The organism is Streptomyces sp. NPDC058239, assembly GCF_042882185.1.
Taxonomy (GTDB): Bacteria; Actinomycetota; Actinomycetes; order Streptomycetales; family Streptomycetaceae; genus Streptomyces.
Map to the genome: position 1 here is coordinate 27,552 of NZ_JBHVWS010000050.1, position 22,606 is coordinate 50,157.

21 protein-coding genes and 2 pseudogenes are annotated in these 22,606 nt (G+C 70.4%); 10 read left to right on the plus strand and 13 right to left on the minus strand.

The window, feature by feature from the left end; genetic code table 11:
- Positions 1-53: 53 nt before the first annotated feature.
- From ACFVYE_RS36655 to ACFVYE_RS36665, 3 genes are all read right to left on the minus strand, one after another.
- Positions 54-299 carry a hypothetical protein gene (locus ACFVYE_RS36655; protein ID WP_383962725.1) on the minus strand — a complete coding sequence of 82 codons (246 nt, stop codon included), beginning with the start codon at positions 297-299 and terminating at the stop codon, positions 54-56.
- Entirely contained in the window at positions 283-534 is a 252-nt protein-coding gene (locus ACFVYE_RS36660; RefSeq protein ID WP_383962722.1) for a DUF6400 family protein, read from the minus strand. The genes ACFVYE_RS36655 and ACFVYE_RS36660 overlap by 17 nt, the downstream gene beginning before the upstream one ends.
- Before the next feature lie 274 nt (positions 535-808).
- Positions 809-1,792, minus strand: a complete 984-nt coding sequence (locus tag ACFVYE_RS36665; protein WP_383962719.1) for a GlxA family transcriptional regulator — start codon at positions 1,790-1,792, stop codon at positions 809-811.
- A gap of 142 nt (positions 1,793-1,934) precedes the next feature.
- Here ACFVYE_RS36665 and ACFVYE_RS36670 point away from each other — a divergent pair, with 142 nt between their 5' ends.
- Positions 1,935-3,164 (plus strand): MFS transporter, encoded by a 1,230-nt coding sequence (locus tag ACFVYE_RS36670; RefSeq protein WP_383962716.1) that lies wholly within the window; start codon positions 1,935-1,937, stop codon positions 3,162-3,164.
- Positions 3,165-3,191: 27 nt separating this feature from the next.
- Here the strand turns inward: ACFVYE_RS36670 and ACFVYE_RS36675 are convergent, their stop codons facing one another.
- Entirely contained in the window at positions 3,192-3,530 is a 339-nt protein-coding gene (locus ACFVYE_RS36675; RefSeq protein ID WP_383962713.1) for a hypothetical protein, read from the minus strand.
- 188 nt (positions 3,531-3,718) lie between these two features.
- Here ACFVYE_RS36675 and ACFVYE_RS36680 point away from each other — a divergent pair, with 188 nt between their 5' ends.
- Entirely contained in the window at positions 3,719-5,050 is a 1,332-nt protein-coding gene (locus tag ACFVYE_RS36680; RefSeq protein WP_383962710.1) for an MFS transporter, read from the plus strand.
- Between the two features lie 13 nt (positions 5,051-5,063).
- Here ACFVYE_RS36680 and ACFVYE_RS36685 read toward each other — a convergent pair whose 3' ends face one another.
- Entirely contained in the window at positions 5,064-5,795 is a 732-nt protein-coding gene (locus ACFVYE_RS36685) for a DUF6585 family protein (RefSeq protein ID WP_383962707.1), read from the minus strand.
- Positions 5,796-6,046: 251 nt separating this feature from the next.
- Between ACFVYE_RS36685 and ACFVYE_RS36690 the strand changes: the two genes are divergently transcribed.
- Positions 6,047-6,946 (plus strand): LysR family transcriptional regulator, encoded by a 900-nt coding sequence (locus ACFVYE_RS36690; protein ID WP_389608331.1) that lies wholly within the window; start codon positions 6,047-6,049, stop codon positions 6,944-6,946.
- Between the two features lie 76 nt (positions 6,947-7,022).
- Here ACFVYE_RS36690 and ACFVYE_RS36695 read toward each other — a convergent pair whose 3' ends face one another.
- Complete coding sequence (locus ACFVYE_RS36695) at positions 7,023-7,637, minus strand: flavin reductase family protein (RefSeq protein WP_383962792.1); 615 nt, start codon at positions 7,635-7,637, stop codon at positions 7,023-7,025.
- Between the two features lie 261 nt (positions 7,638-7,898).
- On the opposite strand from ACFVYE_RS36695, the gene ACFVYE_RS36700 reads away from it, so the two are divergent.
- On the plus strand, positions 7,899-8,036 hold the full coding sequence (locus tag ACFVYE_RS36700) for a hypothetical protein (RefSeq protein WP_389608332.1): 138 nt from the start codon (positions 7,899-7,901) through the stop codon (positions 8,034-8,036).
- A 38-nt stretch (positions 8,037-8,074) separates the two neighbouring features.
- On the opposite strand, the gene ACFVYE_RS36705 is transcribed toward ACFVYE_RS36700, so the two are convergent.
- Positions 8,075-8,284 (minus strand): DUF397 domain-containing protein, encoded by a 210-nt coding sequence (locus ACFVYE_RS36705; protein WP_389608333.1) that lies wholly within the window; start codon positions 8,282-8,284, stop codon positions 8,075-8,077.
- Positions 8,281-9,159, minus strand: coding sequence for a helix-turn-helix domain-containing protein (locus ACFVYE_RS36710; protein ID WP_389608334.1), 879 nt, complete (start codon positions 9,157-9,159; stop codon positions 8,281-8,283). Before ACFVYE_RS36710 ends, ACFVYE_RS36705 begins: the two co-directional genes overlap by 4 nt.
- 157 nt (positions 9,160-9,316) lie before the next feature.
- On the opposite strand from ACFVYE_RS36710, the pseudogene ACFVYE_RS36715 reads away from it, so the two are divergent.
- Positions 9,317-9,756: pseudogene (locus ACFVYE_RS36715) on the plus strand (ATP-binding protein).
- 340 nt (positions 9,757-10,096) lie between these two features.
- On the opposite strand, the gene ACFVYE_RS36720 reads toward ACFVYE_RS36715, so the two are convergent.
- Positions 10,097-10,789, minus strand: coding sequence for an anti-sigma factor family protein (locus tag ACFVYE_RS36720; protein ID WP_383962696.1), 693 nt, complete (start codon positions 10,787-10,789; stop codon positions 10,097-10,099).
- Entirely contained in the window at positions 10,786-11,295 is a 510-nt protein-coding gene (locus ACFVYE_RS36725; protein ID WP_218105610.1) for a sigma-70 family RNA polymerase sigma factor, read from the minus strand. The genes ACFVYE_RS36720 and ACFVYE_RS36725 overlap by 4 nt, the downstream gene beginning before the upstream one ends.
- A gap of 514 nt (positions 11,296-11,809) precedes the next feature.
- On the opposite strand from ACFVYE_RS36725, the gene ACFVYE_RS36730 reads away from it, so the two are divergent.
- The 4 genes and pseudogenes from ACFVYE_RS36730 (at position 11,810) to ACFVYE_RS36745 (ending at position 16,892) form a co-directional block, all read left to right on the plus strand.
- A complete protein-coding gene (locus tag ACFVYE_RS36730; protein WP_383962693.1) occupies positions 11,810-12,505 on the plus strand; it encodes a hypothetical protein in 696 nt (231 codons plus the stop codon).
- 667 nt (positions 12,506-13,172) lie between these two features.
- The gene (locus ACFVYE_RS36735) at positions 13,173-14,441 is read left to right on the plus strand and encodes a vanadium-dependent haloperoxidase (RefSeq protein ID WP_389608335.1); all 1,269 of its coding nucleotides are present in this window, start codon (positions 13,173-13,175) and stop codon (positions 14,439-14,441) included.
- A 651-nt stretch (positions 14,442-15,092) separates the two neighbouring features.
- Positions 15,093-16,010: a helix-turn-helix domain-containing protein gene (locus ACFVYE_RS36740; protein WP_383962688.1), complete on the plus strand. Its 918-nt coding sequence runs from the start codon at positions 15,093-15,095 to the stop codon at positions 16,008-16,010.
- A gap of 11 nt (positions 16,011-16,021) precedes the next feature.
- Positions 16,022-16,892: pseudogene (locus tag ACFVYE_RS36745) on the plus strand (hypothetical protein).
- A gap of 115 nt (positions 16,893-17,007) precedes the next feature.
- Here the strand turns inward: ACFVYE_RS36745 and ACFVYE_RS36750 are convergent.
- From ACFVYE_RS36750 to ACFVYE_RS36760, 3 genes are all read right to left on the minus strand, one after another.
- Positions 17,008-17,856 (minus strand): enoyl-CoA hydratase/isomerase family protein, encoded by an 849-nt coding sequence (locus ACFVYE_RS36750; RefSeq protein ID WP_383962685.1) that lies wholly within the window; start codon positions 17,854-17,856, stop codon positions 17,008-17,010.
- 67 nt (positions 17,857-17,923) lie between these two features.
- Positions 17,924-20,152, minus strand: a complete 2,229-nt coding sequence (locus ACFVYE_RS36755) for an acetate--CoA ligase family protein (RefSeq protein WP_383962682.1) — start codon at positions 20,150-20,152, stop codon at positions 17,924-17,926.
- Positions 20,153-20,343: 191 nt separating this feature from the next.
- Positions 20,344-21,417 (minus strand): serine hydrolase domain-containing protein, encoded by a 1,074-nt coding sequence (locus ACFVYE_RS36760; RefSeq protein WP_389608336.1) that lies wholly within the window; start codon positions 21,415-21,417, stop codon positions 20,344-20,346.
- Positions 21,418-21,718: 301 nt separating this feature from the next.
- On the opposite strand from ACFVYE_RS36760, the gene ACFVYE_RS36765 reads away from it, so the two are divergent.
- The gene (locus ACFVYE_RS36765; protein WP_383962676.1) at positions 21,719-22,591 is read left to right on the plus strand and encodes an NAD(P)H-binding protein; all 873 of its coding nucleotides are present in this window, start codon (positions 21,719-21,721) and stop codon (positions 22,589-22,591) included.
- Positions 22,592-22,606: the final 15 nt, after the last annotated feature.

A 22,606-nucleotide genomic window follows, 5' to 3' on the forward strand; every position in this document is an offset into this window, starting at 1 on the left:
GGCCCTCTGCCTGGCCCTTTTCTCCGGATCGCGCCCGGCCGCGTTGCCGTCGGTCAGTCGCCGAAGGCGCTGCTGTCGCGCCGGGTGACGCCGGGCCGCGTGTTCACGGACCACATGTGGGTGCACTGCGGACACTGGAGGTGGACGACCGGTCCGTTGTTGGATATCAGATAGCGCCAATGCTCACGGCAGGTACGGAGGTCGGCGCAGTGCTCGCAGTGACGGGCGTCGTCGCAGACGGGGCAGGGCATCCAGGCGCGGCGGGCCACGTCCGCCTGCGGATCAATGGGCAGTCGCACGGCCCGGCCCCCTTCCCGGCAGGACGCCGGTCGCCACCAGCAGGTCGTAGGTGCGCTGCTGTTCGGCGTCCAGGCCCGAGTAGAGGAGCGCGTACGCCTCGTCCTCGCCCTGGAGGGCGGCGATCGGGTCCCAGTCGGGTCCGAGTGCGGCCACGACCTCGGCCCGGCGCCGAGCTTCCTCGAACGTCAGATCGATCGTGAAGGGCATGAGACTGTCTGGATTTTCCTTTTTCATGGTGAAACTTCCGAAGTGCCGGTGGAACTCCACATGCCTATCAGGCGGGAGCGGCGACAGGGAAGGGTGACCTAAGTCGCTCCGGGGCGAAGCGCCCCCGGCCTCCGGGGGAGGAACCCTCGGATCGGTCGGCAGGGGTGGGGCGTTGCCGGCGCGGGGGCCCGACGGCGGACGCGGTCCACGGGCGGCACTGTGACGTACTTCATGCGGTCGTCCCAGGGCGTCGGGCGGGGTGAGCCGGGTGATGCGGAGGGGGAGCGGCCGGAGCGCCCGGTCAGGCCCTCCCGGCGCGGAATGTGCGCCGGTACACCGTGGGGGACACCCCCAGCGCCGCCTGCAGATGCTGCCGCAGTGATGTGGGCGTCCCGAAGCCCGCGTCCCTCGCCACCTGGTCGATCGACAGGTCCGTCGACTCGAGCAGTTGCCGGGCCCGTTCGACCCGCTGCCGGGTCAGCCACTGCACGGGGCTGACCCCGACCTCCTCCCGGAACCGACGGGTGAACGTCCGTACGCTCATCGACTCCTGCTGCGCCATGTCGCGCAGCAGGATCGGGCGCTCCAGCCGGCCGAGCGCCCAGGTGCGCGCGGAGGTGGTGGTCGCGAACTGGGTCTCGGGCACGGGGCGCTGGATGTACTGCGCCTGCCCGCCGTCCCGGTGCGGGGGCACCACCGTGCGGCGGGCGACGTCATTGGCGACGGCGGTGCCGTGGTCGCGGCGCACGATGTGCAGGCAGAGGTCGATTCCGGCGGCGACCCCGGCGGAGGTCAGGACGTCCCCGTCGTCGATGAACAGGACGTCCGGGTCGACCTGGACCTTGGGGAAGAGCTGCTGGAAGTGGTCGGCGGACGACCAGTGGGTGGTGGCGGGGCGCCCGTCGAGATATCCGGCGGCGGCCAGCACATAACTGCCCGTGCAGATGGAGACCATCCGGGTGCCGGGCCTGATGTGCGCGAACGCGGCGGCGAGCTCGTCGGTGAGCCTGCCCTCCGTGTAGACGGGGCCGAGTTCGTAACTGGCGGGGATCACGACGGTGTCGGCGGTGGCCAGGGTCTCCGGGCCGCGTTCGACGGTGATCGTGAAGTCCGCGTCGGTGCGGACCGGGCCCGGCGGCCGTACGGAGCAGGTCACGACTTCATAGAGTTTGCGGCCCTTGTTGCGCGGCTCGGAACCCAGTGAAAGGCCGAAGATCCTTTGGGGGATGCCCAGTTCGAAGGGGAGCAGCCCGTCGAGGGCCAGGACGGCGATTCGGTGCGGCATTGGCGGACTCCCTTCACCCCTAGCTGGTATAGACCTTAAGCTGATACATGTCACTGCTGTGAAGGAAAAGTCAGCAGAGCACGTGCGCATTCCCGCCGCGGACCGCGAGGGTGCACCGCCCCTTTTGCCTCGTTCGTCGAGTATGGGGCCGATGGGTGACGGCCTGGGCGGCGGCCGGTCGGCCGAGCTCTGGAACCGTAACTTCCGGCTCTTCTTCGTCGCCCGTACCGCCGCGCTCTTCGGCGACGGAATGATCCCGGTGGCGCTCACCGCGGGCCTGCTGGGGGCGGGCCGGCCGCACTCGTCGGTGGGGTTCGCGCTGGCGGCCTGGATGGGCCCGCTGGCGCTCTTCGTGCTCTTCGGCGGCGTGCTGGCGGACCGGTTCACCCCGCGCCGGATGATGATCATCGCGGATGCGCTGCGGCTGGTCGGGGCCTCGGTGCTGGCGGTCTCCTTCGCCATGGGGAACCCGCCGCTGTGGGCGGTGTACGCGCTCAGCTCGGTGGCCGGTGTGGGCGCCGCGCTCTTCCAGCCGGGCGTCGCGTCGACCGTGCCCCGGGTGTCCTCGGACGTGCAGCGCGCCAATGCGGTGCTCCGGGTCTCCGAGGCGCTGATGACCATGGCGGGCCCGGCCTTCGCGGGCATGCTCGTCGGACTGGCCAGCGCCGGGGCGGTCTACGCGGCGAACGCGTCGACGTTCCTGGTCTCCGGCCTCTGTCTCTTTCTGCTGCGGCTCGCCCCGGCCCCGTCGGACGCCGTGCAGCGCGGCACCTTCGTCGCCGAACTGGTCGACGGATGGCGGGAGTTCCGGGCCCGCAGCTGGCTGTGGGGGGTGATCGCGATCTGGACGGTGTACGGCTTCACGGTGCTGGGCCCGATGCTGCCGCTCACCGCGGTCGAGGTCACCGAGGCGCACGGCTCGGGGACGTACGGCGTGATGATGGCGGTGAACGGCGCGGGCAGCGTCGTCGGCGGGCTGCTCGCCCTGCGCCTGAGACCGCGCCGCCCGCTCGCGGCGGGGGCCGTCGCGCTGACCGCGGTCTGCGTGAACCTGGTGGTTCTGGGCCTCGGGCTGCCGGTGGCCGCGCTCGGGGCGGGGCAGTTCGTGGCGGGTGCGGCGTTCGCGTTCTGGCTGGTGATGTGGTCGACGACGGTCCAGACGCATGTCCCGCCTCAGGCGCTGAACCGCCTGCACGCGTACGACGTGGCGGGCTCGCTGCTGATGCTGGCGGCGGGCCGGGCACTGGCGGGCCCGGTCGCGGACCGGCTGGGCGCATCGGAGGTGCTGCTGGCCGGAGCGGTGATCAACCTGATGGTGGTGGCGGCACTGCTGGCGGCCCGGCCGATCCGGCGGCTGGAGCGGATCGGGTGAGAGCGGACCGGGTGGCGGTGGTCCCGGCTACTTTTCCCGCTTCGCCCGGTCGCGCTCCTCGGACTTCTGCATCTCGATGACCTGCAAGACATGGGCGCTGGTCTGCCTGCGCACACTGCCGCCGACGAGCAGCGCCGCACCGAGGACGGACAAGGGGGCGGAGATCCCCAGCATGGCCAGCTGCTTCGGCCACTCGGTGACCACCTCGCACTCCATGGTGACGCGGTAGCAGTACGCGTCCTGCTGGTCCACCAGCAGGAAGCCCAGCCGGATCCACAGGGCGCAGGCGACGAGCAGCAGCACGGCGCCCCAGGTCTGCATCAGCACGGAACGGTGGTGGAACTGCTGGCGTGTTGCCCACTGCATGAGATCCCCCGGTTCGGCACGCGACGAAGTCGAAGGGGCGGACGCACCGCCCGCCGACCGACAGGTGATCGTACGCGCATACGAACTCGTCCGGGCCGGAAGGCGTCGGTCGCCGTGGCCCGATTCCTGCGAAGCGTGTCCCTCCGGCCACTCGTGAGGGTGCACGCCAGGACCCGATGCTGAGTGACGTGACCCAGACAACCGAAAGCGCCGCCCGGGACGACGACCGGCAGGCCACCTCCGCAGCTCCCGACGGGCGCGCCCGCCGGCGCATTCACCGCGCCTGGATCGTCGCCGTCGTCACCTTCGTGACGATCATCGGCGGCGCCGCCTTCAACTCCCTGCCCGGCCTCCTCATCGACCCGCTCCACACGGAGTTCGGCTGGTCGCGCGGCGAGATCGGACTCGCCGTCTCCATCGACATGGCGCTGTACGGGCTCACCGCACCGTTCGCCGCCGCGCTGATGGACCGATTCGGCATCCGCCGGGTCGTCGTCGTGGCCCTTTCCACGGTCGCGGCGGGCGCCCTGGCCAGTGTCTGGATGACGGCCTCCTGGCAGCTGATGATCTATTGGGGGCTGCTCGTCGGTCTCGGCACCGGCTCGATGGCGTTGGCCTTCTCGGCGACGGTCACCAACCGCTGGTTCGTCGCCAGGCGCGGCCTGGTCACCGGCATCCTCACCGCGGCGGGCGCCTCCGGCCAGTTGGTCTTTCTGCCGCTGTGCGCCTGGATCGTCGAGGAACACGGCTGGCGCCCGGCCTCGGTGACCGTGGCCCTCGCCGCCCTGGTCGTCGTCCCGTTCGTCTGGCTCCTGATGCGCGACCACCCGGCGGATGTGGGCCTCGCCCCGTACGGCGGCACCTACGTGGAGAAGCCCGCACCCGCACACGGGGCGGCGAGGCGCACCGTACGCGTCCTGTTCGATGCCGCCCGCACCGGGCCGTTCTGGCTGCTCGCGGGCACGTTCGCGATCTGCGGGGCCTCGACCAACGGCCTGATCCGTACGCACTTCGTGCCGTCGGCCCACGACCACCACATGCCCATCACCGCCGCGGCCTCGCTGCTCGCCGTCATCGGGGTCTTCGACATCATCGGCACGGTCTTCTCCGGCTGGCTCACCGACCGCTTCGACGCCCGCCGGCTCCTCGCCGTCTACTACGCGTTGCGCGGCGTCTCGCTGCTCTTCCTGCCGATACTGATGGCGCCGACGGTGCATCCGCCGATGGTGTTCTTCATCGTCTTCTACGGTCTGGACTGGGTCGCCACCGTCCCGCCGACGCTGGCCCTGTGCCGCGAGCAGTACGGCGAGGACAGTGCCATCGTCTTCGGCTGGGTCCTCGCCTCCCACCAGGTGGGTGCGGCGCTGGTGGCGTTCCTGGGCGGTGTGGCGCGCGATGCGTTCGGCTCGTACGACATGGTCTGGTACGCGGCGGGGGCGCTGTGCGCGATGGCGGCCCTGATGGCGCTGGCGATCCGGCGGGTCCGGGAGCCGTCGGGCGTCGCCGCCGGGCTCGGCTGACGGTTCCGGCCGGTCAGGCGGAGAGGTTCTCGGCGACCGTCAGGAAGACGGAGAAGTTCGCGATGTCGCTGACCGCGACGCTGCACCAGCGGCCGGATCCACCGGTCCTCATGATGTGCACCCTGCCTGCCCCGACCTGGATCTCCTGGACGTCGGACCAGGGAAGGCGGCCGTTCCTGGTGGTGGCCATGCCGGTGCGGGAGAGCGAGAAGTCGCCGAAGTTGACCGTCTGGCCTGCCAGGATCGATTCCAGGACCGTCGGTCCCTGGGCACGGAGGATGGCCCCCTGCATATGAGGACCCCAGGTTCCGGGGCCTTCGTAGAAATCCGTGATCGTCGCGTTGACGCGGCCCGGGGCGACCGCGGAGTAGACGTATTCGACGGGGCCGGGGACACCGTTGATGATCTTCTGGCTGATGTTCTGGTAGAGCCGCACGGAGTCCCAGCGGATGGCGATCACGCCATCGCCGGACTGCGGGTGCACGATCATTCCGTTCTCGAACAGGTGGAGGCGCTTGGCGGCCTGCTTTCTGCTGAAGTTCGGATACCGGCGCAGCCACCAGAAGAACAGCAGGCCGGGTATCACGAAGATCGCCAGGAGGTGGACGATCGTGAAGATGTAGAGGGCGAACATCGGTTTGCTCAGGCGCTTGGGAGTGAACGTGCCTTCCAGCGCGCCGAGTTGATGACGGGCGGCCAGTTCGGCGGCCTCGGGTGACACATGGGGCGGCGCCGGTCTGGTCATCGCCGGGTCCTCTCGATCAGTTGGGCGAGCAGGCGGGTGTGGGGGATCGGTCGTCCGACCGCGAGGTGCGCGGTCACCGGCGCCGCCGTGGATCGACCCCTCGTCGGTAAAGACACGTTTCCCCCACGGAGTTGATGCCGGAGAAGTCGCGGGGCGGCGGTGCCGTCCGGCCCTGTCCCGAAAGCGCGACCACGTGATCGACGCTAGGGCGGGACAAGGCATTCCACCAGCGACTAGATTGCATGCGAGCCATGCTTGGGGGGAATGTGTTCGAGATCGACGCACTGCGTCTGCTGGTGACGGTGGCCGAGACGGGATCGTTCACGAAGGCCGCGGTCCGGCTCGACTACACGCAGTCCGCGGTGTCCCGGCGCATCGCCTCGCTGGAGAAACAGGCGGGCGGGCCGTTGTTCGAACGGCTCGCCCGGGGCGTACGACTGAACCCCGCCGGGCATGCGCTGCACCGTCACGCCGTGGAGGTGCTGGACCGTCTGTCGAGGGCGGAGCACGAGCTGACCGTGATCCATGCGGGGCACGGCGGGACCCTGCGCGTAGGGGCGTTCGCCACCGCCAACATCTCGTTGGTGCCCGCCGCTCTGCGGGCGTTTGCGCAGTCCAGACCGGATGTGGAGGTCATCGCGGCCGAGGGCCGGAGCGGTACGTTGATGCAGCGTCTCGCGCAGGGAGCGCTCGACCTCGCCGTGGTCAGCGACTACCCGTCCGGACTGCCGTCGGCCGACGGCGTCACCACGGAGGCTCTGCTGGCGGACGAGCTGCTCGTCGTTCTCCCCCGCAGCCATCGTCTGGCCGGATCCGGGACGATCGATCTGCGTGAACTGCGCGACGAGGCCTGGCTCCAGGACGCGCCCGCGGACCGGCCCATGCTGCTCGCCGAGATCTGCGCACGGGCCGGATTCAGGCCCAGGAAGACCGTCCGAATCGCGGAGTGGACCGGGAAGTTCGGCTATGTGGCCGCTGGGCTGGGGGTCGCACTCGTCCCCTCGCTGGCCGCCTGGGCGGTTCCCTCCGAACTCTCCCTCTGCCGCCTCGGCGACCTGGCCCCGCGCCGGACCATACATGTCGCGCTGCCCGCCGCCCCGCTTCCGGCGGCACTGAGGCTGCGGGATCTGCTGCGCGACGCTGTCGGCTGAACCGCCATCCGCCGGGCACGATCGGGGCCGTGGTGCGCGTTCACCCGCCGGTCCGGGCCGGGGCCACGGTCAACGATCACCCACCGAGCGGACCGAACCGCCCGAACACCCCCCGGTGGAACAGCAGCGGACCGTCCCCGTCCGCCGCCCCCAGCGCCTCCACCCTGCCCACCACGATCAGATGGTCGCCCCCGGTGTGGACGGCCTGGATGCGGCAGTCGATCCAGGCCGGTACGGAGTCCAGCAGTGGCGACCCGGTCGCGGGAGCCGCCTCGTACGCCACCCCCGCGAACTTGTCGGCCCCGCTCACCGCGAAGCTCCGGCACAGTGCGCCCTGGTCCGCGCCCAGGATGTTGACGCAGAATGCCCCGGCGCGGGCGATGCGCGGCCAGGTCGTCGACGTACGGGCGACCATGAAGGTGACCAGCGGCGGGTCGAGCGAGAGCGATGCGAACGACTGGCAGGCGAAGCCCGCCGGACCCTCGGCGTCGTCCGGGCCGTGTGCGGTGACGATGGTGACGCCGCTCGCGAAGTGCCCCAGTACGCGGCGGAATTCGGCCGGGTCGACCGGCAGCCGCTCGTCGTCGGCGACGGCCCGAAGATCCGGGCGCGGCAGTGGGTCGACCGGCGCCGGCCCTGCGGTGGTGGCGGCGCCGACGGACCTGAGGTACCGGACGGCGGTGGCGGCCATGCCTGCGTGTCCCATCACGCCTTCCATTGAAACTGACGAAACGTCAGATTGGAAGGGTGGGGCAAGGGTTCCGCGTGCGAAGGGGGCCCGCCCCCGGGCCGGGGCGGGCCTTCCCGGTGCGCGAGGATACGCACGAGGAAGGGGGGCGCCACATGCCTGTATCAGCTGCGGGAGACGAGGGGACGACGACCAGGGGCGCGCTGCACAGGGCGGGGGACGTGGTCCTACGAGCCCGGTGATTCCACCACGTGGGAGCAGAGCGTGCGGCTCGACATCGAGGGCTGCTCCTTCGGCGGCGACTTGGACGGCTGGCTGATCAGCGGCACGCAGGACCGGCCCGAACTCAACCGGGAGTACGGCGATCCCGACTCACCGGACTGGTACACACTCAGCCGGTGAGGGCCCGAACTGCCCGGGGGGCGGAGGGTGCTCGACGGTCAGCTTGCGGCGGCGTACGTCACGAAGTCGGTCCAGGTGTCGGGGGTGACGGTGAGCCGGGGGCCCTGGGGAGCCTTGGAGTCGCGGACGTGGACTGTTTTGGAAGTGGCCGCTACCTCGACGCATTCGCTGCTGTTGCTGCTGTCGCTGTAGCTGCTCTTGAACCACTCCAGAGTGGAGGCTTCCCCGGCAGAGGCCTTGCGGATCATGTTTCTCCCAGCACTTGCTCGATGAAGGCCATCGACTCCCGTGGCGTGAGAGCCTGGGCCCGGATCATGCCATATCGCAGCTCAAGGATTCGAAGCTGTTTGGGATCGGAGACTGCGCGGCCTGCGAACGCCCCTTCAGAGCGTCCCACTGCCGTTCCGTCCCCGAACTTCAGCACCTGAGTCTCCCCCTGCATTCCGGCGTGGTCTTCGAGGGAGGTCGGCATAACCTGGATTGCGACGTTCCTCAACTGCCCTACCTCCAGCAGGCATTCGAGTTGTCGACGTAGCGCCATTCTGCCTCCGAGCGGGCGGCGCAGCGTCACTTCTTCCTGCACAAAGCTGAGCGCGGGAGCGGGCGACCGTTCGAAAATGGACCGCCTGGCTACGCGAGCAGCCACGGCCCGTTCGATCTCATCCCGTGCATACGCGGGTTGCCGCATCTCGAAGAGTGCCCGCGCGTACTCCTCTGTCTGCAACAGTCCATGCAGGTTGTGGTCGCCGTACGCCAGCAGCTCGACCGCCTTCGCCTCCATCCGCGCCAGATCCCGAATCTTCTTCGGGTACCGGACCTCCGCCACGTCCTTCTTCATCGCGGCGATCAGCCCACCCGCCCCCAGCACCTCGTCCGCTCTGTCCAGATACTCCGGACGCGGAATCCGTTTCCCGGCCTCGACCTTGTAGACCTGGTCCTCCCCGTACCCGATCGCCACACCGAACTCGGCGGCCCGCATCCCGGCCGTCTCCCGACGCAGCCTCAACTGCCGCCCCACCGTGGCGACGACCGCCGCACCCGACTCGTCATCGGGGTCGACCTCCCAACCGGGCTCGTCCGTTTCGCCGCCCGACCGCTCCGCGCCGTCCGGGTCCACCTGCATCCGCGCCACCTCCGACGTGCCGTCACATCTCGGCACACCCTCTACCCGCACGCCCCCTCCGGACGGCCCGGACAGCTCCGGACAACCACCGGACAGTCACCGTACGCAGCCGACTGATCACTGGTCAGCGTAGGCGTGCTCGGCCACTCTGAGTGACGTGAAACAAGAAATCACCCTCCCCCAACCCCCCGCCCCCAGCAGCACGTTCACCGTGTTGCTCTCGCCCACCCGACGGGGAGCCAGGCTGGCCCGGCTGCTCACCGCCGCGCATCTGGGCGAGTGGGGGATCCCGTCTGAATCGGCCGTGCAGATCGTCGCCGAACTGGCCGCCAATGCCATGGTGCACGGCCGCGTACCGGGCAGGGACTTCCGGCTCGACCTCACGATCCACAACGGCGGCGCGCTGCTGCGGATCGAGGTGAGCGACGCCCGTGGCGAGCGCCTTCCGCCGGTCCGGGCGGCACGGTCGTCCCGGATGACGACTGCGAGTCCGGGCGCGGCCTGTTGATCGTCGAGGCGCTCGCCGACCGTTGGGGCGTCAGCCCCGGTCCCGTCCCCCGCAAGACCGTCTGGGCCGAGCTCGACCTCGTACCGTGACCGCCGCCACCGGGTCGCGGATGTTCACGATCCGGTGGGCTCCGGGGGCGCCGCTCGGCCGGAGCGCGAGGCCGCCCCGGCCGTCGTACGACACGCCCTGACCAGCGAACTTCCACCCGAAGGGCTGCGTCGGCAGGCCGGTTGAACAGGAAGGAGAAATTCCGGTGAGGTGGCTTGAGTGCGGCGCCGCGCCCGGTTGCCCCGGGCCGCACGTGCCGGGGCAACTGCTCTGCAGGGGCAACGGTGTCTGGTCAGTGGTGTTTCGCGCCGCGTCAGGGCAGGCGGGACCATCCCGCGGGCTCGGCAGTGGAGCGGACCGCGGGATGGTGGTCGAGGCAGGTCAGAGTGGTCGGGTCGTGGCGACCATGCGTCCCGCCTGGTCCATCACGGAGATGGACCGGATGTCGGGAAGGTGCAGGGCACTCGCCCCCGTCACGGCGGCGCTGCCGTTGGGAGTGATCGCCCAGGTGGCCGCCTGCTCCTTGCGGCCGTCCACCGAGGAGACCTGGAGGATGAAGGGTCCTGGTCCTCCTGCGGGCAGGTCGGCCAGGGTGACGCTCACCGCAGTGCCCCAGGGCTTGGCCGTGAGCGTGGCACGGCCGGACACGGAGTACCCGGCGGCCGAGGTGAAGGCCGTGGACGGGCCGGTCGACTGCCGGAACGGCAGCATCAACCCCAGTCCGAGCCCGGCAACCACGATCAGGGCCGCAGCCAATGCCAGCCACTGCCGACGAGCCCGGCGCCTGCGTGCGACATCGGCGGCGCGGACCTGCTCCAGCAGGCGTTCGAGCCCGGTCGGCGAAGCCGGGGGCGCCGCATCGGTGTCGGTCTCGCGCGTGGCCTGGGGGCGGGGCGCGGACATGCCCGGGGCGCGGCGGAGCAGTCCAGCCAGCGGGGCCGAGCGCGCGAGCTCGTCACGGCATTCCTGGCACGTGGGCAGGTGGGACTCCAGGACGCGGCGGTCGGTCTCGCTGAGACCGCCCAGCACATACGCGCCGATCAGCATGCGCACGTCATCGTGGTCGGTGCTCACCGTAGAACTCCCATTTCTTCAAAGGCTGCGCGCAGGTTGCGTACGGCGTAGTAGGCGCGGGACTTGACCGTTCCCTCCGGGATCGTGAGCCGTGACGCGGACTCGGCGGTGGTCAGCCCCTCGAAGTACAGCGCCTGGATCACGTCACGGTGCTCGCTGGACAAGCGTTCCAGCGCTGCGGCGATCACGTGCCCCTCCAGCGCCGCCTCCACATCATCGGCAGAAGGTACAGCCGCGAGTGCCTCGTCGTCGTAGAGCGGTTCCGGACGCCGCTGCTCAGCGCGCCAGCTGTCGGTGAGCACGTTGCGGGCGATCGTGAAGAGATAGGAGCGGATGGTGGCGTGGCGAGGCTCGATCCTGGTGATGCTGCGCCACGCCCGCAGCAGCGTCTCCTGCACGACGTCCTCCGCCTGCTCAGGACTGCGCACGTACCTGCGCACGAAGGAGAGAAGCACATCGTGGTGCTCGGTGTACAACGCAGTCATCAGCTGTTCGTCCGGCGTCACGCTCGATGTCCTCGTCTCGCAGGCTGGGGTCGCTCGGAGCATCGCCGGGCCCGAACTGCAGGCGGCGGACAGTCCGCGCCCTGGGGAGGCGCGGAACCAGATCCGATCCATCCGACTCACTTCCAGACATGACCGCATCGGCTGCGCCGTCTTCGAGGACGGCTGCGACATGCGGCTTCTTGTGTCCTGAGGCACTGATCGTGTGCCCTTGCCGCTGCGTATACGACGAGCCGGGGGTTCGAGTTCACCCACAGGCAGCGGACGAACTCGGGTTCTCGCCGTCCGTCGGAACGAAGGCCTGCCGACGCTCTTTGTAGCAGGGGTGTGCACGGGAGCGCGGACACGGGTCGGGAGTCGGGACCACGGGCACGCCGGACGGCATCCTCGTCCCCGCAGCCTTGACGGACGCCGGACGATCCGACCTCGTGCGACTTGGCCGACCTGCGGGCTGAACCGAGTGCCGCAGGTGGTCGTACACATGACCGCAAGCCTCCCAACACTCAGGAGACAAGTCATGAGGAAGAAGAAGCTCGGCTGGACCCTCGGCGCGGGTACGGCCGTGATCCTCGGCCTGGGCGTCGCGGCCTCCGGGCTGTCCAGCGCGAACGCCTCGAGCCTGGACAAGTCCGCCTCCACCGCAAGGCACCCGGTCAAGGTGGAGGTCCTCTCACCCGGGCGCGGGGACAACGCGGGTGTGGAGGGCAAGGGCTGGATCGTGGACCTGAAGCTCTCCTTCCGGGGCAAGAGCCTGGCTGGGACCGGCTACAACGGGCTCCAGCTCACCGGCCCGGCCGCGCACAACAACATCGCCCCCTTCCCCGGCACGTTCTCCACCGGCCAGGACGACAAGATCCCTGGACTGGTCGTGCTGGACTCCACCACCAACAGCACCCTCCCCGGCTTCTCCGGGCCCGGCACCAACCTGGCCAACCTGTTCAACCTCTCCGGCGTCACCGACCGCACCCCGCACAAGACCGAACTGTGGGACACCTGGATCGTCGGCGCCCCCATCGTGGGGCAGAACGTCGACACCACCCTGACCGTGGCCGTCGTCGACGACCTCAACCACGACGGCGTCTACAACGACGCACCCGGCGTCGTGAAGGACCTCAACGGCGATGGGAAGATCGGCGCCAAGGACCTGGATCTGATGGGCGTCGCCTCCAACGTCGTCACCGTTCCCTTCCACATCAACGCCGACCCCGCCTGAGAGTCCGTCGGGTGACCTTCGTCCGGAGAGCGGACGCGGCATGGTGCGTGTGATTCCAAGGCGCCGGGCGGGCCTCGGACGGGGGCTCCCCAGCTCGAACGAAGTGGAGAGCTCGGGGAAGGAGCTACTGGGGCATTTCGGCAATGCCGGAGGGTGCCCCTGGCCCTCAAGGCCTTGGGGGAGTGCATGCCAGGGCGCGGCCGCCCGATCAGAGGTCACCCGACAGGCTCTGAACCCCGCCGGGTCAGGAGGGCGCCGCTGCCGGGCCTGTGAACACCTGCACGTGTGCCGCAGTGCGCGCCGGCGCTGATGAGACGCAGCGGCGACGATGTCGTCTCGCCCGTCTTCGTCCGCTGCTCCGTACGCGGTCCCCTGCGGACACCCGTTGTCCGGCTGCGGACATGTCCGGGCACTTCCCGGGCTCGCCGGCTCCCGGGACACATCATTGCCGGCGCCCGTCCGGCCACGCCGAAGGCCGCCCCTGCCCGCAGCGGCGTCCCCGCACGGCACCGTGCTCCGCAGGTTCCCGGGCCAAGGCCCCACGGCTTCGTCCGGGAACCTGCTGCGGCCCGTGCAAGGTCCTCGATTCTCTGCGTCCCGTCGCACATGACTGCCAGACGGACGGGCCGACACCCGGCCCCCCACCCCACCATGAGGAGCTACCTCCATGAACTCCCCGAAGACCCGTGCGGCCCTGGCGGCCTCCACGGCACTGCTGGTCGCCTCCGGCGCGGCGCCGAGCGTCGCCGCCGCCCCTGCGCCTGCGCCTGGGCACGGTCGCACCTCCGTGGCGCTCGCCTGGTACGACACCACGGCCGACACGGTCGCGGCGGCCGGATCGTCTCTCCCTCCGGTTACCAACAGCCGCACCTGGGCAGTCAGTTGGATCGCGGCGGCACGGGCCTTGCGCCATGTGCCGTCCGGGGTCGACCGCAGGGACTACCAGGACGTGGCCCTGGCTGCCGCGGTGCACCGCGCCCTGGTCGAGCTGGTGCCCGCCCGTGCCCCGGAGCTGGATGCCGCCCTGCAGCAGACCCTGGATCTGACCCCCGACGGCCCAGCCGAGACCTTGGGCGCCGCAGCCGGCGAACGCCAGGCGCTGGAGGTCCTGCACGACCGTGAGGGAGACGGCCTCGACGCGGCCTCGGTGAACGCCCCGTTCAACGTGCCGCCGGCCGCGCCCGGCGTCTGGCAACCCACCCCGCCCGCGTTCGCCCCCGCCATTCAGAACGGCACCCGGTTCGCCCGGCCCTTCCTGCTGAAGAGCGCCGGCCAGTTCCGGCTGCCCGCGCCTCCCGCTCCGACGTCCAAGCGGTACCGGACCGACCTGAAGGAGGTTCGAGACTTCGGCGAGCTGAACAGCACCGTGCGCACCGCGCGGCAGACCGACACGGCCAACTTCTGGTTCGACTCCTCGCTGACCCTGTGGACCAAGCCGATTCGCGTCGCGCTCGCCGCCACCTCCCACCAGCCGCTGCGCAAGCAGGCCGAACTCGTCGCCCTGGCCAACGCCACGCTGGTGGACACCCAGATCGCCACCTCCGACAGCAAGTACACCTACCCGCTGTGGCGCCCCGTCACCGCGATCCGAACAGGCGTCGGCGAGGTCCCTGCCGACCCGTCATGGAACCCGCTGCACACCACCCCGGCGCACCCGGACTACCCCAGCGGCCACAACACCTACGCAGGCGCGGCGGAAACCGTTCTCACCGCCCTCGCAGGACCGTGCACGGCCCCGTTCACCCTGACCAGCGGCACCGCACCAGGCGTCGTCCGTACCTACACCGCATGGCACCAGCTCACGCTGGAGAACATGGACGCGCGGGTCTGGCTGGGCATCCACACCCGACTCGCGGACGAGGCCGGGGTCACACTGGGCACCGATGTCGCCAAGTACGGCCTGAACCACGCACAGGCGCTGTTCCAGGAGCACTGAATCGGCCGGGCGAACACCGCCTCGACCAAACGCAGTCCGCGGTGTCCCGGCGTATCGCATCGCGCTCGCTACGCCCCGCCGGGCCGCCGATTCGTGCCCGCTCACCCGCCGAGCAGCCCGAAAGCGTCCGAACGCCCTGGTGGAACAGCAGTGGGGACCTCACGGTCCACGACGGAGGCGCGCTCCTGCGGATCTAGGTGAGCGATGCCCGTGGTGAGTGCCTTCCGCCCGATTCGGCGGGCGCGGCGGTCCCGGACGGCGTCTCCGAATCCGGCGCGGTCTGCTGATCGTCGAGGCGCTCGCGGACCGTCGGGGCGCCAGCCCCGGACCCTCTCCCATAAGGCCGTCTAGGCCGAACTCGATCTCGTACCGTGACCGCCGCCACCGGGTCGCGAATTTCCGCGATCCGGTGGTCCGCGACGCGGCTCCGCGCGACATCAAAAGCCTTGAAGAACTCGGGAAATGAACCTTCCCAACCCCACCCTGCCGCCCGTCACCCACATGGGTGAAAATGGCCAACTTAGCTGGATATCGGGCTGATTGGCTGGCATATGCTCGCCGCGACGAACATCCCCCAGGCATGCGACGGCCCCCGGCCGGGACTGGCATCCCGATCGAGGGCCTGACCAACGAGGAAGAGTGACCTTCCCGATGGATACCCAGCAGATTAGCGCGCCCGCGCGCGCCTCGTCCGGTGTCGTGCACGACAACTCCCGGCACTCCACCCGTTTCACGGTCGTGGGCAATCACCTCACCCAGCACCGCGATCTCTCCCTCACCGCGATCGGGCTCGCGGCGCACATCCAGTCGCTGCCCGCCGGGGCGAAGATCGGCATCAAGGACCTCGCCGACCGCTTCCCGGAGGGCGAGGCCCGGATCGCCGCAGCGTTACGCGAACTCGAAGCCCATGGCTATCTGCGACGCACCCGGACGCGTCTGGCCAACGGCCGGATCGTCACCCGTACGGTCTCCTGCAACCAGCCTTCGGACCAGCGGCGCACGGACGCCCTGCCGGGCCGCGACTGCCCGCAGCGTACGGTCCGTCCGCCCGCGCCCGCCCGGCCCTGTAGCGAGCCCGAGGCCGACAACGCGCATCCGGCCAGGCCCAGGCCCCGGACCCATGCCAAGCCCGCGCCCCGCAGTGAGCCCGCGCCTCTGCTCGTACCGAAGCCGGCCTTCCCCGTCCCGTCCCTCCTGCGGACCGCCACCGACCTGCTCGCCGGGCTGCACCACCAGGACCCGCGCCTGCTGCTCTCCGCACAGGACGTGGATGTCCTGGCCCCGGGGGTCGCCGCATGGCTGGAGCGCGAGGTCGGCCCCACCGCCGTACAGCACGCCCTGACCAGTGACCTCCCGCCCGAAGGGATGCGCCGCCCTGCCGGTCTCCTCGCTCATCGGCTCACCGCCCGGCTTCCGCCACCGCCGCCGTTCCGGGCCCCGGCCGCTTCCTCGTCCCGGCCGCTCCCGCTGCAGAACTGCGAGGGCTGCGACCGGGCATTCCGCGCGGCGGAGCCAGGAGAGTGCCCCGACTGCCGGACCAACTCCCATCCGACCGTTCAAGAGCTCTAGGGAAACCACACATGGTCGGCTCGTCCCACGAGGCGATGCACCGCATCTTCCAGGAGTACCCGGGCCTTTTCTCCCGCGTCTCCGAGGTGCTGGGAGTCTCGATCGGACCACCCGCCTCAGCGACCGTCATGCCCACCGACCTCACGGAGAACCGGCCTCTCGAACGCCGTGTCGACACGCTGCTGCGTATCGACATGGAGGACGACCGGTCCTATCTCCTGGCGATCGAGGCCCAGGGCAAGAAGGACCCGGACAAGCCGGCGAGCTGGATGTACTACCTGTCGTACCTCCAGGCGAAGTACAAGCTGCCGCCCATGCTGCTGGTCGTCTGCCAGGACCGAGCCACCGCCGAATGGGCCGCGCGCCCGTTCCCCGTCGGCCACCCGCAATCGCCCGTGCTCACCCTGCAAGCACTCGTTGCGGGCCCGCACAACATGCCGGTGATCACAGATGTGGCCGAGGCCCGCAAGGACCTGGCATTAGCCACGCTGGCCGCGATCACACACGCAGGCGATCCGGACATCGGTGTCATACTGAAAACGCTGTCGACCGCTCTGCGGGACGTACCGGAAACCATTGCCGACCCCATCGTCGAACTCACCGCACAGGGCCTGGGCAACCCCGGCCGCACAACAGTGGAGGAACCTGGTGGCCGTGGACCTTTCTTTCTACAAGTCAACGCTCTCGGAAGAGATCCGGGACGAAGGACGCGCAGAAGGTCTCGCGAGGAGCATCCTGCTCCTCCTCGCCCAGGCCGGTGTCGACGTACCCGACGAGGCGCGCGAACGCATCATGGGCTGCACGGACCTTGACGCTCTGAGCCGCTGGCTCCTGCGTGCTCCCGCTGCCACATCGGTCGAGGACGTCTTCACCGAGAAGTAGGCGGACTGCGGCCGGGACCCGCCGATGGTTCGTACGAACCGATGGGTCCCGGCCGCACAGCGTTGAAGGAGCCTCTCCGTGGCAGTGGAGGGCGACGTGAGCGCCCCCGGAGTCCTCACAGCCCCCGGTACTTCGGTGTACGCCGCTCGACGAAGCTCGCCACGCCCTCGTTGGCGTCCTGCGTCGTCATGTTGATCTCCTGGGCCATCGCCTCGGCCGCGTACGCCGTCGCCCGGTCGGAGTCCAGAGAGGCGTTCACCAACTGCTTGGTGAGGGCGATCGCGCGGGTCGGGCCGTCGGCCAGGCGCTGGGCCCACGCGCGGGCCGTCGCCGTCAGTTCCTCGTCCGGGAGCACCCGGTTGACCAGACCCAGACGCTCCGCCTCCCTCGCCGGGAGCGAGTCGCCGAAGAACATCAGCTCCTTGGCGCGCTGCGGGCCGATCAGGCGCGGCAGCAGATACGCGCCGCCGCCGTCCGGTACGAGGCCGCGGCGTACGAACACCTCGATGAACTTCGCCGAGTCGGCGGCCAGCACAAGATCGCAGGCGAACGCGAGGTGGGCGCCGATACCGGCCGCCGTGCCGTTGACGGCCGCGATCACCGGCTTCTCGCAGTCCAGGACCGCGGCGATCAGGCGCTGAGCGCCGAGCCGGATCGTACGGGCGACATCGCCCGGCACCCGGTCGCCCGTCGCTGGGGCCCCGCGCAGGTCGGCGCCCGCGCAGAAGCCGCGGCCGGTGGCGGTGAGGACGACGGCCCGGACAGCCGGGTCGGCGGAGGCCTCGGTGAGCAGGGCGATGACGCGTTCCCGCTGGTCCCAGGTGACGGCGTTCATCGCCTCGGGGCGGTTGAGCGTGATCCAGGAGACGCCGTTGTCAGTGGCGTGGAGTACCAATGAATCAAGTGGGTCGGCCGACGCGGCGGGCTCGGTGTGCTCGTCGGTGTCTTCGGGGGAGGACGGCATGAGGCAGCTCCTGGGTAAGTGGTGTGGCCGGTGGCGCGGCCATCGAGGCGGCAGGCGTGGTGACCGGTCAGCGGCAGACGGCGAGCGCGTCCAGCGCGACCGCGCCCTGCCCCCGCCCGAGCACCATCAGCGGGTTGATGTCCAGCTCGGCGAGGTCGTCGCCCAGTTCCAGCGCCATTCGCTGCACCCGCAGCACGACCTCGACGAGCGCGTCCACATCCACCGGCGGGCCGCCGCGTACGCCCTCCAGCAGGGCCCGGCCGCGCAGTTCGCCCAGCATCGACCGCGCCTGGTCCTCGCCGAACGGCGGTACCCGTACCGCCGCATCGTGCAGCACCTCGACCAGTACACCCCCGAGCCCGACCGTCACCGTCGGCCCGAACAACGCGTCCTGCGTGACACCGACCATCATCTCGACGCCCCGCTCGACCATCTGGCAGACCAGGATTCCGTCCAGCTCGACGTCCTCGTACCGTGCGATGTCGGTCAGTTCGCGGTACGCGTCACGCACCTGGCTCGCGGAGGTGAGGCCGACCTTGACCAGACCCAGCTCGGTCTTGTGCGCGATCCGGGCGCCCGACGCCTTCATGACGACGGGGTAGCCGACCAGCCCCGCGGCCCGGACGGACGCCGCGGCGCTGGTCACCAACTGCTCGCGCGGGACACGGATTCCGTATGCCCGCAGCAGCTGCTTCGCCGCGTGCTCGCTCAGCTGCCGGCCCGGGCGCATCAGTGCCTGCGCCTTGCGGAACGAGGGCGACGGCGTGCGCGGCGCCTCGTCGAAGGGGGAGCGGTAGGAGGCTGCGAACCGGTGGTGGTCCAGATAGGCCTTCACAGCGGTGATGCAGTTGCCGAAGGTACGGAAGGTGGCGACGCGGGACGAGCCGAGCAGCGTCGTACGGTACGCGTCCTCCGTGCCGACGGGCGAGCCCCACACCACGCACACCAGCTTGTCCGTGGCCTCCGCCGCGTCCACCAGGTCCTGCGCGAGCCTGTCGCTCATCGGGGGGAAGGGGCCGGTGATCGGACAGATCAGCACCCCGACGGCGGGGTCGGCGAGGATCGCGTCGATGATTTTCCGGCCGCGCCAGTCGCCGACCGGATGGCCGCCGTTGTCGACCGGGTTCGCCACGTTCAGATAACCGGGGATCCACTCGTGCAGCTCGCGCTGCTTCTCCTCGGACAGGGTGGGGATCTTCAGCCCCGCGCCGGTCGCCAGGTCCGAGAAGTGTGCGCCCGTGCCGCCCGAGATCGAATACACGACGACCCCGTCGGCCTGCGGCTTTCGCGCCCGGGCCAGCAGGGCCGCAGTGTCCTGGAGTTCGTCGAGCCCGTCCACCCGGATCACGCCGAACTGCCGCATCGCCGCGTCCACCACCTGGTCGGCGCCGGTCAGCTTGCCGGTGTGTGAGGCGGCCATCCGGGCCCCCGTCTCCGTGCGTCCCACCTTGACCGCCACCACGGGAACGCCGGCCCGTGCCGCCCGGTCCGCGGCCAGCAGAAAGGAGCGCCCGTCCTTCAGCCCCTCCACGTAACAGGCGATGGCCCCGACCTCTGGGCGCTGCGAGAAGTACGAGACGAAGTCGGCGGTCTCCAGATCCGCCTCGTTGCCCGTGGGCGCCCAGTGCGAGAGCCGCACGCCCAGCTCCTGAAGGGTGTAGACGGGGCGGCCCTGGTGACCGGACTGAGTGATCAGTGCGATGGCAGGCCCGTCCAGATCGTCCCGGAACTCCTCGAAGGCGTTGAGGTTGGTGTTCGGCCCGAGCAGCCGCAGCCCGGACCGCTCCACCGCCGCGGCCAGCCGCGCCTGGGCGGCGGCGCCCTCCTCGCCGGTCTCGGCGAACCCGGAGGCGAAGGCCACGGCGAACTTCACCTTGGACTGCGCGAGTTCCTCGATCACCGGGAGCGGATCGCCGACCAGCAGCACAGCCAGATCGACCTGCTCCGGCAGGTCCGCGACGGAAGGAGAACAGGCCCGCCCGAACACGGACTCCCGGCTGGGATGCACGGGATACAGCCGCGCCCCGACCCGCTCGGCCCAGCCGATCAGCTGTCGGGTGATCCCGGTATTGGGCCGCCCTTCGGTGTCGGACGCGCCGATGACGGCGACGGACTCGGGCCGGAAGAACCGGTCCAGATCCGGCACGGGCGCGTGCAGCGGGCGGCCGCTGACATCGAGATCGCCCTCCGCGGCGGCGGCCGCCATGCTGTGGACGATGGCATGCGGCTCTTCGCCGCAGGCCACCACCCTGGCGCGGAAGTCGGTGGTGAGGGTGCCGTGAGTCGATCCAAGCATCGTTCCGCCCACTCCTGCTCGAAGTCCGTCGGGTGCGTGCCCGGCCAGCCCGAAGCTGACGCCCTGTCAGGTTACTGAACTGACGGCCCGTCAGGAATGGGTGTGCAGGCAAAGGCTGATCCGGACACACGGAAGAGGAGTGGGCGGGACCGCAGGAACTGTGCCGCCGCACGGTTCCCAGGAGGCGCGGTTCAGCGGCACAGGGCCGTGTCCACGACACGGTCGACACGCGCCCTGGCTGCCTCGTCGGTCAGCTGCATGGTCACCGCGACGTTGGCGGCGCGGCCGTCGTCGGTGGCCCCGCCCCGGGTCTCGTATCCCGGGAAGCTGCCGCCGTGACCCCAGTAGACGCCGCCGCACGGCAGGGGCTTGCTCACGAGCCCCAGTCCGTAGCGGGCGCCGGGGCCGAAGGTGGTTTCAGCGGGGAGGGTGGCGCTGCGCATCTGGGCGAGCTGGGCCGCCGGGAGGAGGCGGCCGGACAGGAGCGCGGTGAAGAACCGGTTGAGGTCGGAGTTGGTGGAGATCATCTGACCTGCCGCCCAGCCCCAGGAGGGGTCGATTTCCGTCACGTCGAGCAGGGGCGCGCCGGCCGAATCCCTGTAGTAGCCCTTGGGATGGGGTCCTCGGATGGTCGCGTCACCGGGGGCGGGGAAGTAGGTGTGGCGCAGCCCGATGCGCTTGATGACGCGCCGGTCCATCTCCTTGGCGAGGGGGCGGCCGGTGACCTTCTCGACGATCAGGCCTGCCAGCACGTAGTTCGTGTTGCTGTACTCCCATTTCTTCCCGGGGGCGAAGTCGGCCTTGTGCTGGAGAGCGATGTCGAGGAGCTCGCGGGGTTCGAAGTACCGGACTTCGTCCCCGAGGTAGTTGGTGTAGTTGGGGAGTCCGCTGGTTTGCTGCAGGAGCTGACGGACGGTGATGCGGCGTCCGTCGATCCTCTTCCCGCGTACGAGGCCCGGCAGATAGGTGTCGACCTTGGCGTCGAGGGCGATCTTCCCTTCACCGACCAGTTGCAGCACGACCACCGCGGTGAACACCTTGGTGTTGCTGCCGACCCGCACCCGACCGTCCTTGGGCACCTTCGAGCCGGTGGCCAGGTCGCCCACCCCCGCGGTGTAGGTACGGGTGCGGCCATCGCGGTCCTTGGTGCTCGCCAGCGCAGCGGGCAGGCCATCGGAGTGCACCAGCGCGCTCAGGCCCTGCTGGACGGTGTCGGGCCTGGCGGCAGCGGACGCCGCGGGCGGCGCCAGGACGCCCAACGTCATGACGCCCACGGCCACCGCGGCCGCGGCCGGTACGGCTCTGCGTCGACCGCCCCGCTGCCGCCTGGAAGAACGGAACCTTTGCCATGCCTGCTCACGCACGAGCCAACTCCTACGGGACCCTTGGGAAACCAGCGATATGTGCCGGGCCCAGCATGTCCGGATGCGACCGCTCGGGACGATCCTGCTACCCGCCCGGCTCCAGGTAGGGCTAACCCCCCGGTACGAGCGGCCGGACGCACGGACATCCATGCCGGATTGCGGGACATGGCCGGTGGGCGGGGCGCCGGGACAGGCTTCTCGTATGACACAGGAAGCACAGAACGTTCGTACAGACCGGCCCGTACTCGTCATCGGAGGTACCGGCAAGACCGGGCGCAGGGTCGTGGAACAGCTGCGGGAGCAAGGGGTGGAGACGCGGGTGGCGTCGCGGTCCGGGGAGACACGGTTCGACTGGGACGACCGGGGGACCTGGGGCGCGGCGTTGGAGGGGGTCGCGGCGTTGTACATCGTTCCGCTGGACCTCGCTCCCTCCCGGACCCCCGCCCTGGTGGAGCAGGCCGTGGCGGGCGGGGTCGGGCGGCTGGTGCTGCTGTCCGCCCGGGGCGCCGACGTGCCGGGGTACTTCGGGGATTCCTACGACGGAACCGGGCCGCACCTGGAGGGGGAGCTGGCAGTGCGGGCCTCGGGGGTGCCGTGGACGATCCTGCGGCCCGGCTGGTTCGCGCAGAACTTCAGTGAGGGGGTTTTCCGCGACGGGGTGATGGGCGGTGAGCTGGCGCTGCCCGCCGGGGACGGGGCCGCCGCGTTCGTCGACGCGGACGACATCGCGGACGTCGCCGTCGCCGCGCTCACCCGGCCCGGCCACGAGGGCCAGGTGTACGAGCTGTCCGGGCCGCGGGCGCTCACCGTCGACGACGCGCTGGCCGAGATCGCGAAGGCCACCGGGCAGCGGGCCGGGTATGTCCCGGTCCCCGAGCAGGAGTTCGTGGCGGGACTGGTCGCCCAGGGGATGTCTCCCGAGGAGGCGGCGCTGTGGACGGATGCGATGAAGCCGATCCGTACGAGCCGGGAGGCTCCGGTCGCCGACGGTGTGCAGCGTGCGCTGGGGCGCGCGCCGCGGGACTTCGGTGCGTTCGTACGCAAGGCGGCCGACGCGGGCGCCTGGACCGGCTGAGCCCGGGGGAGGGGC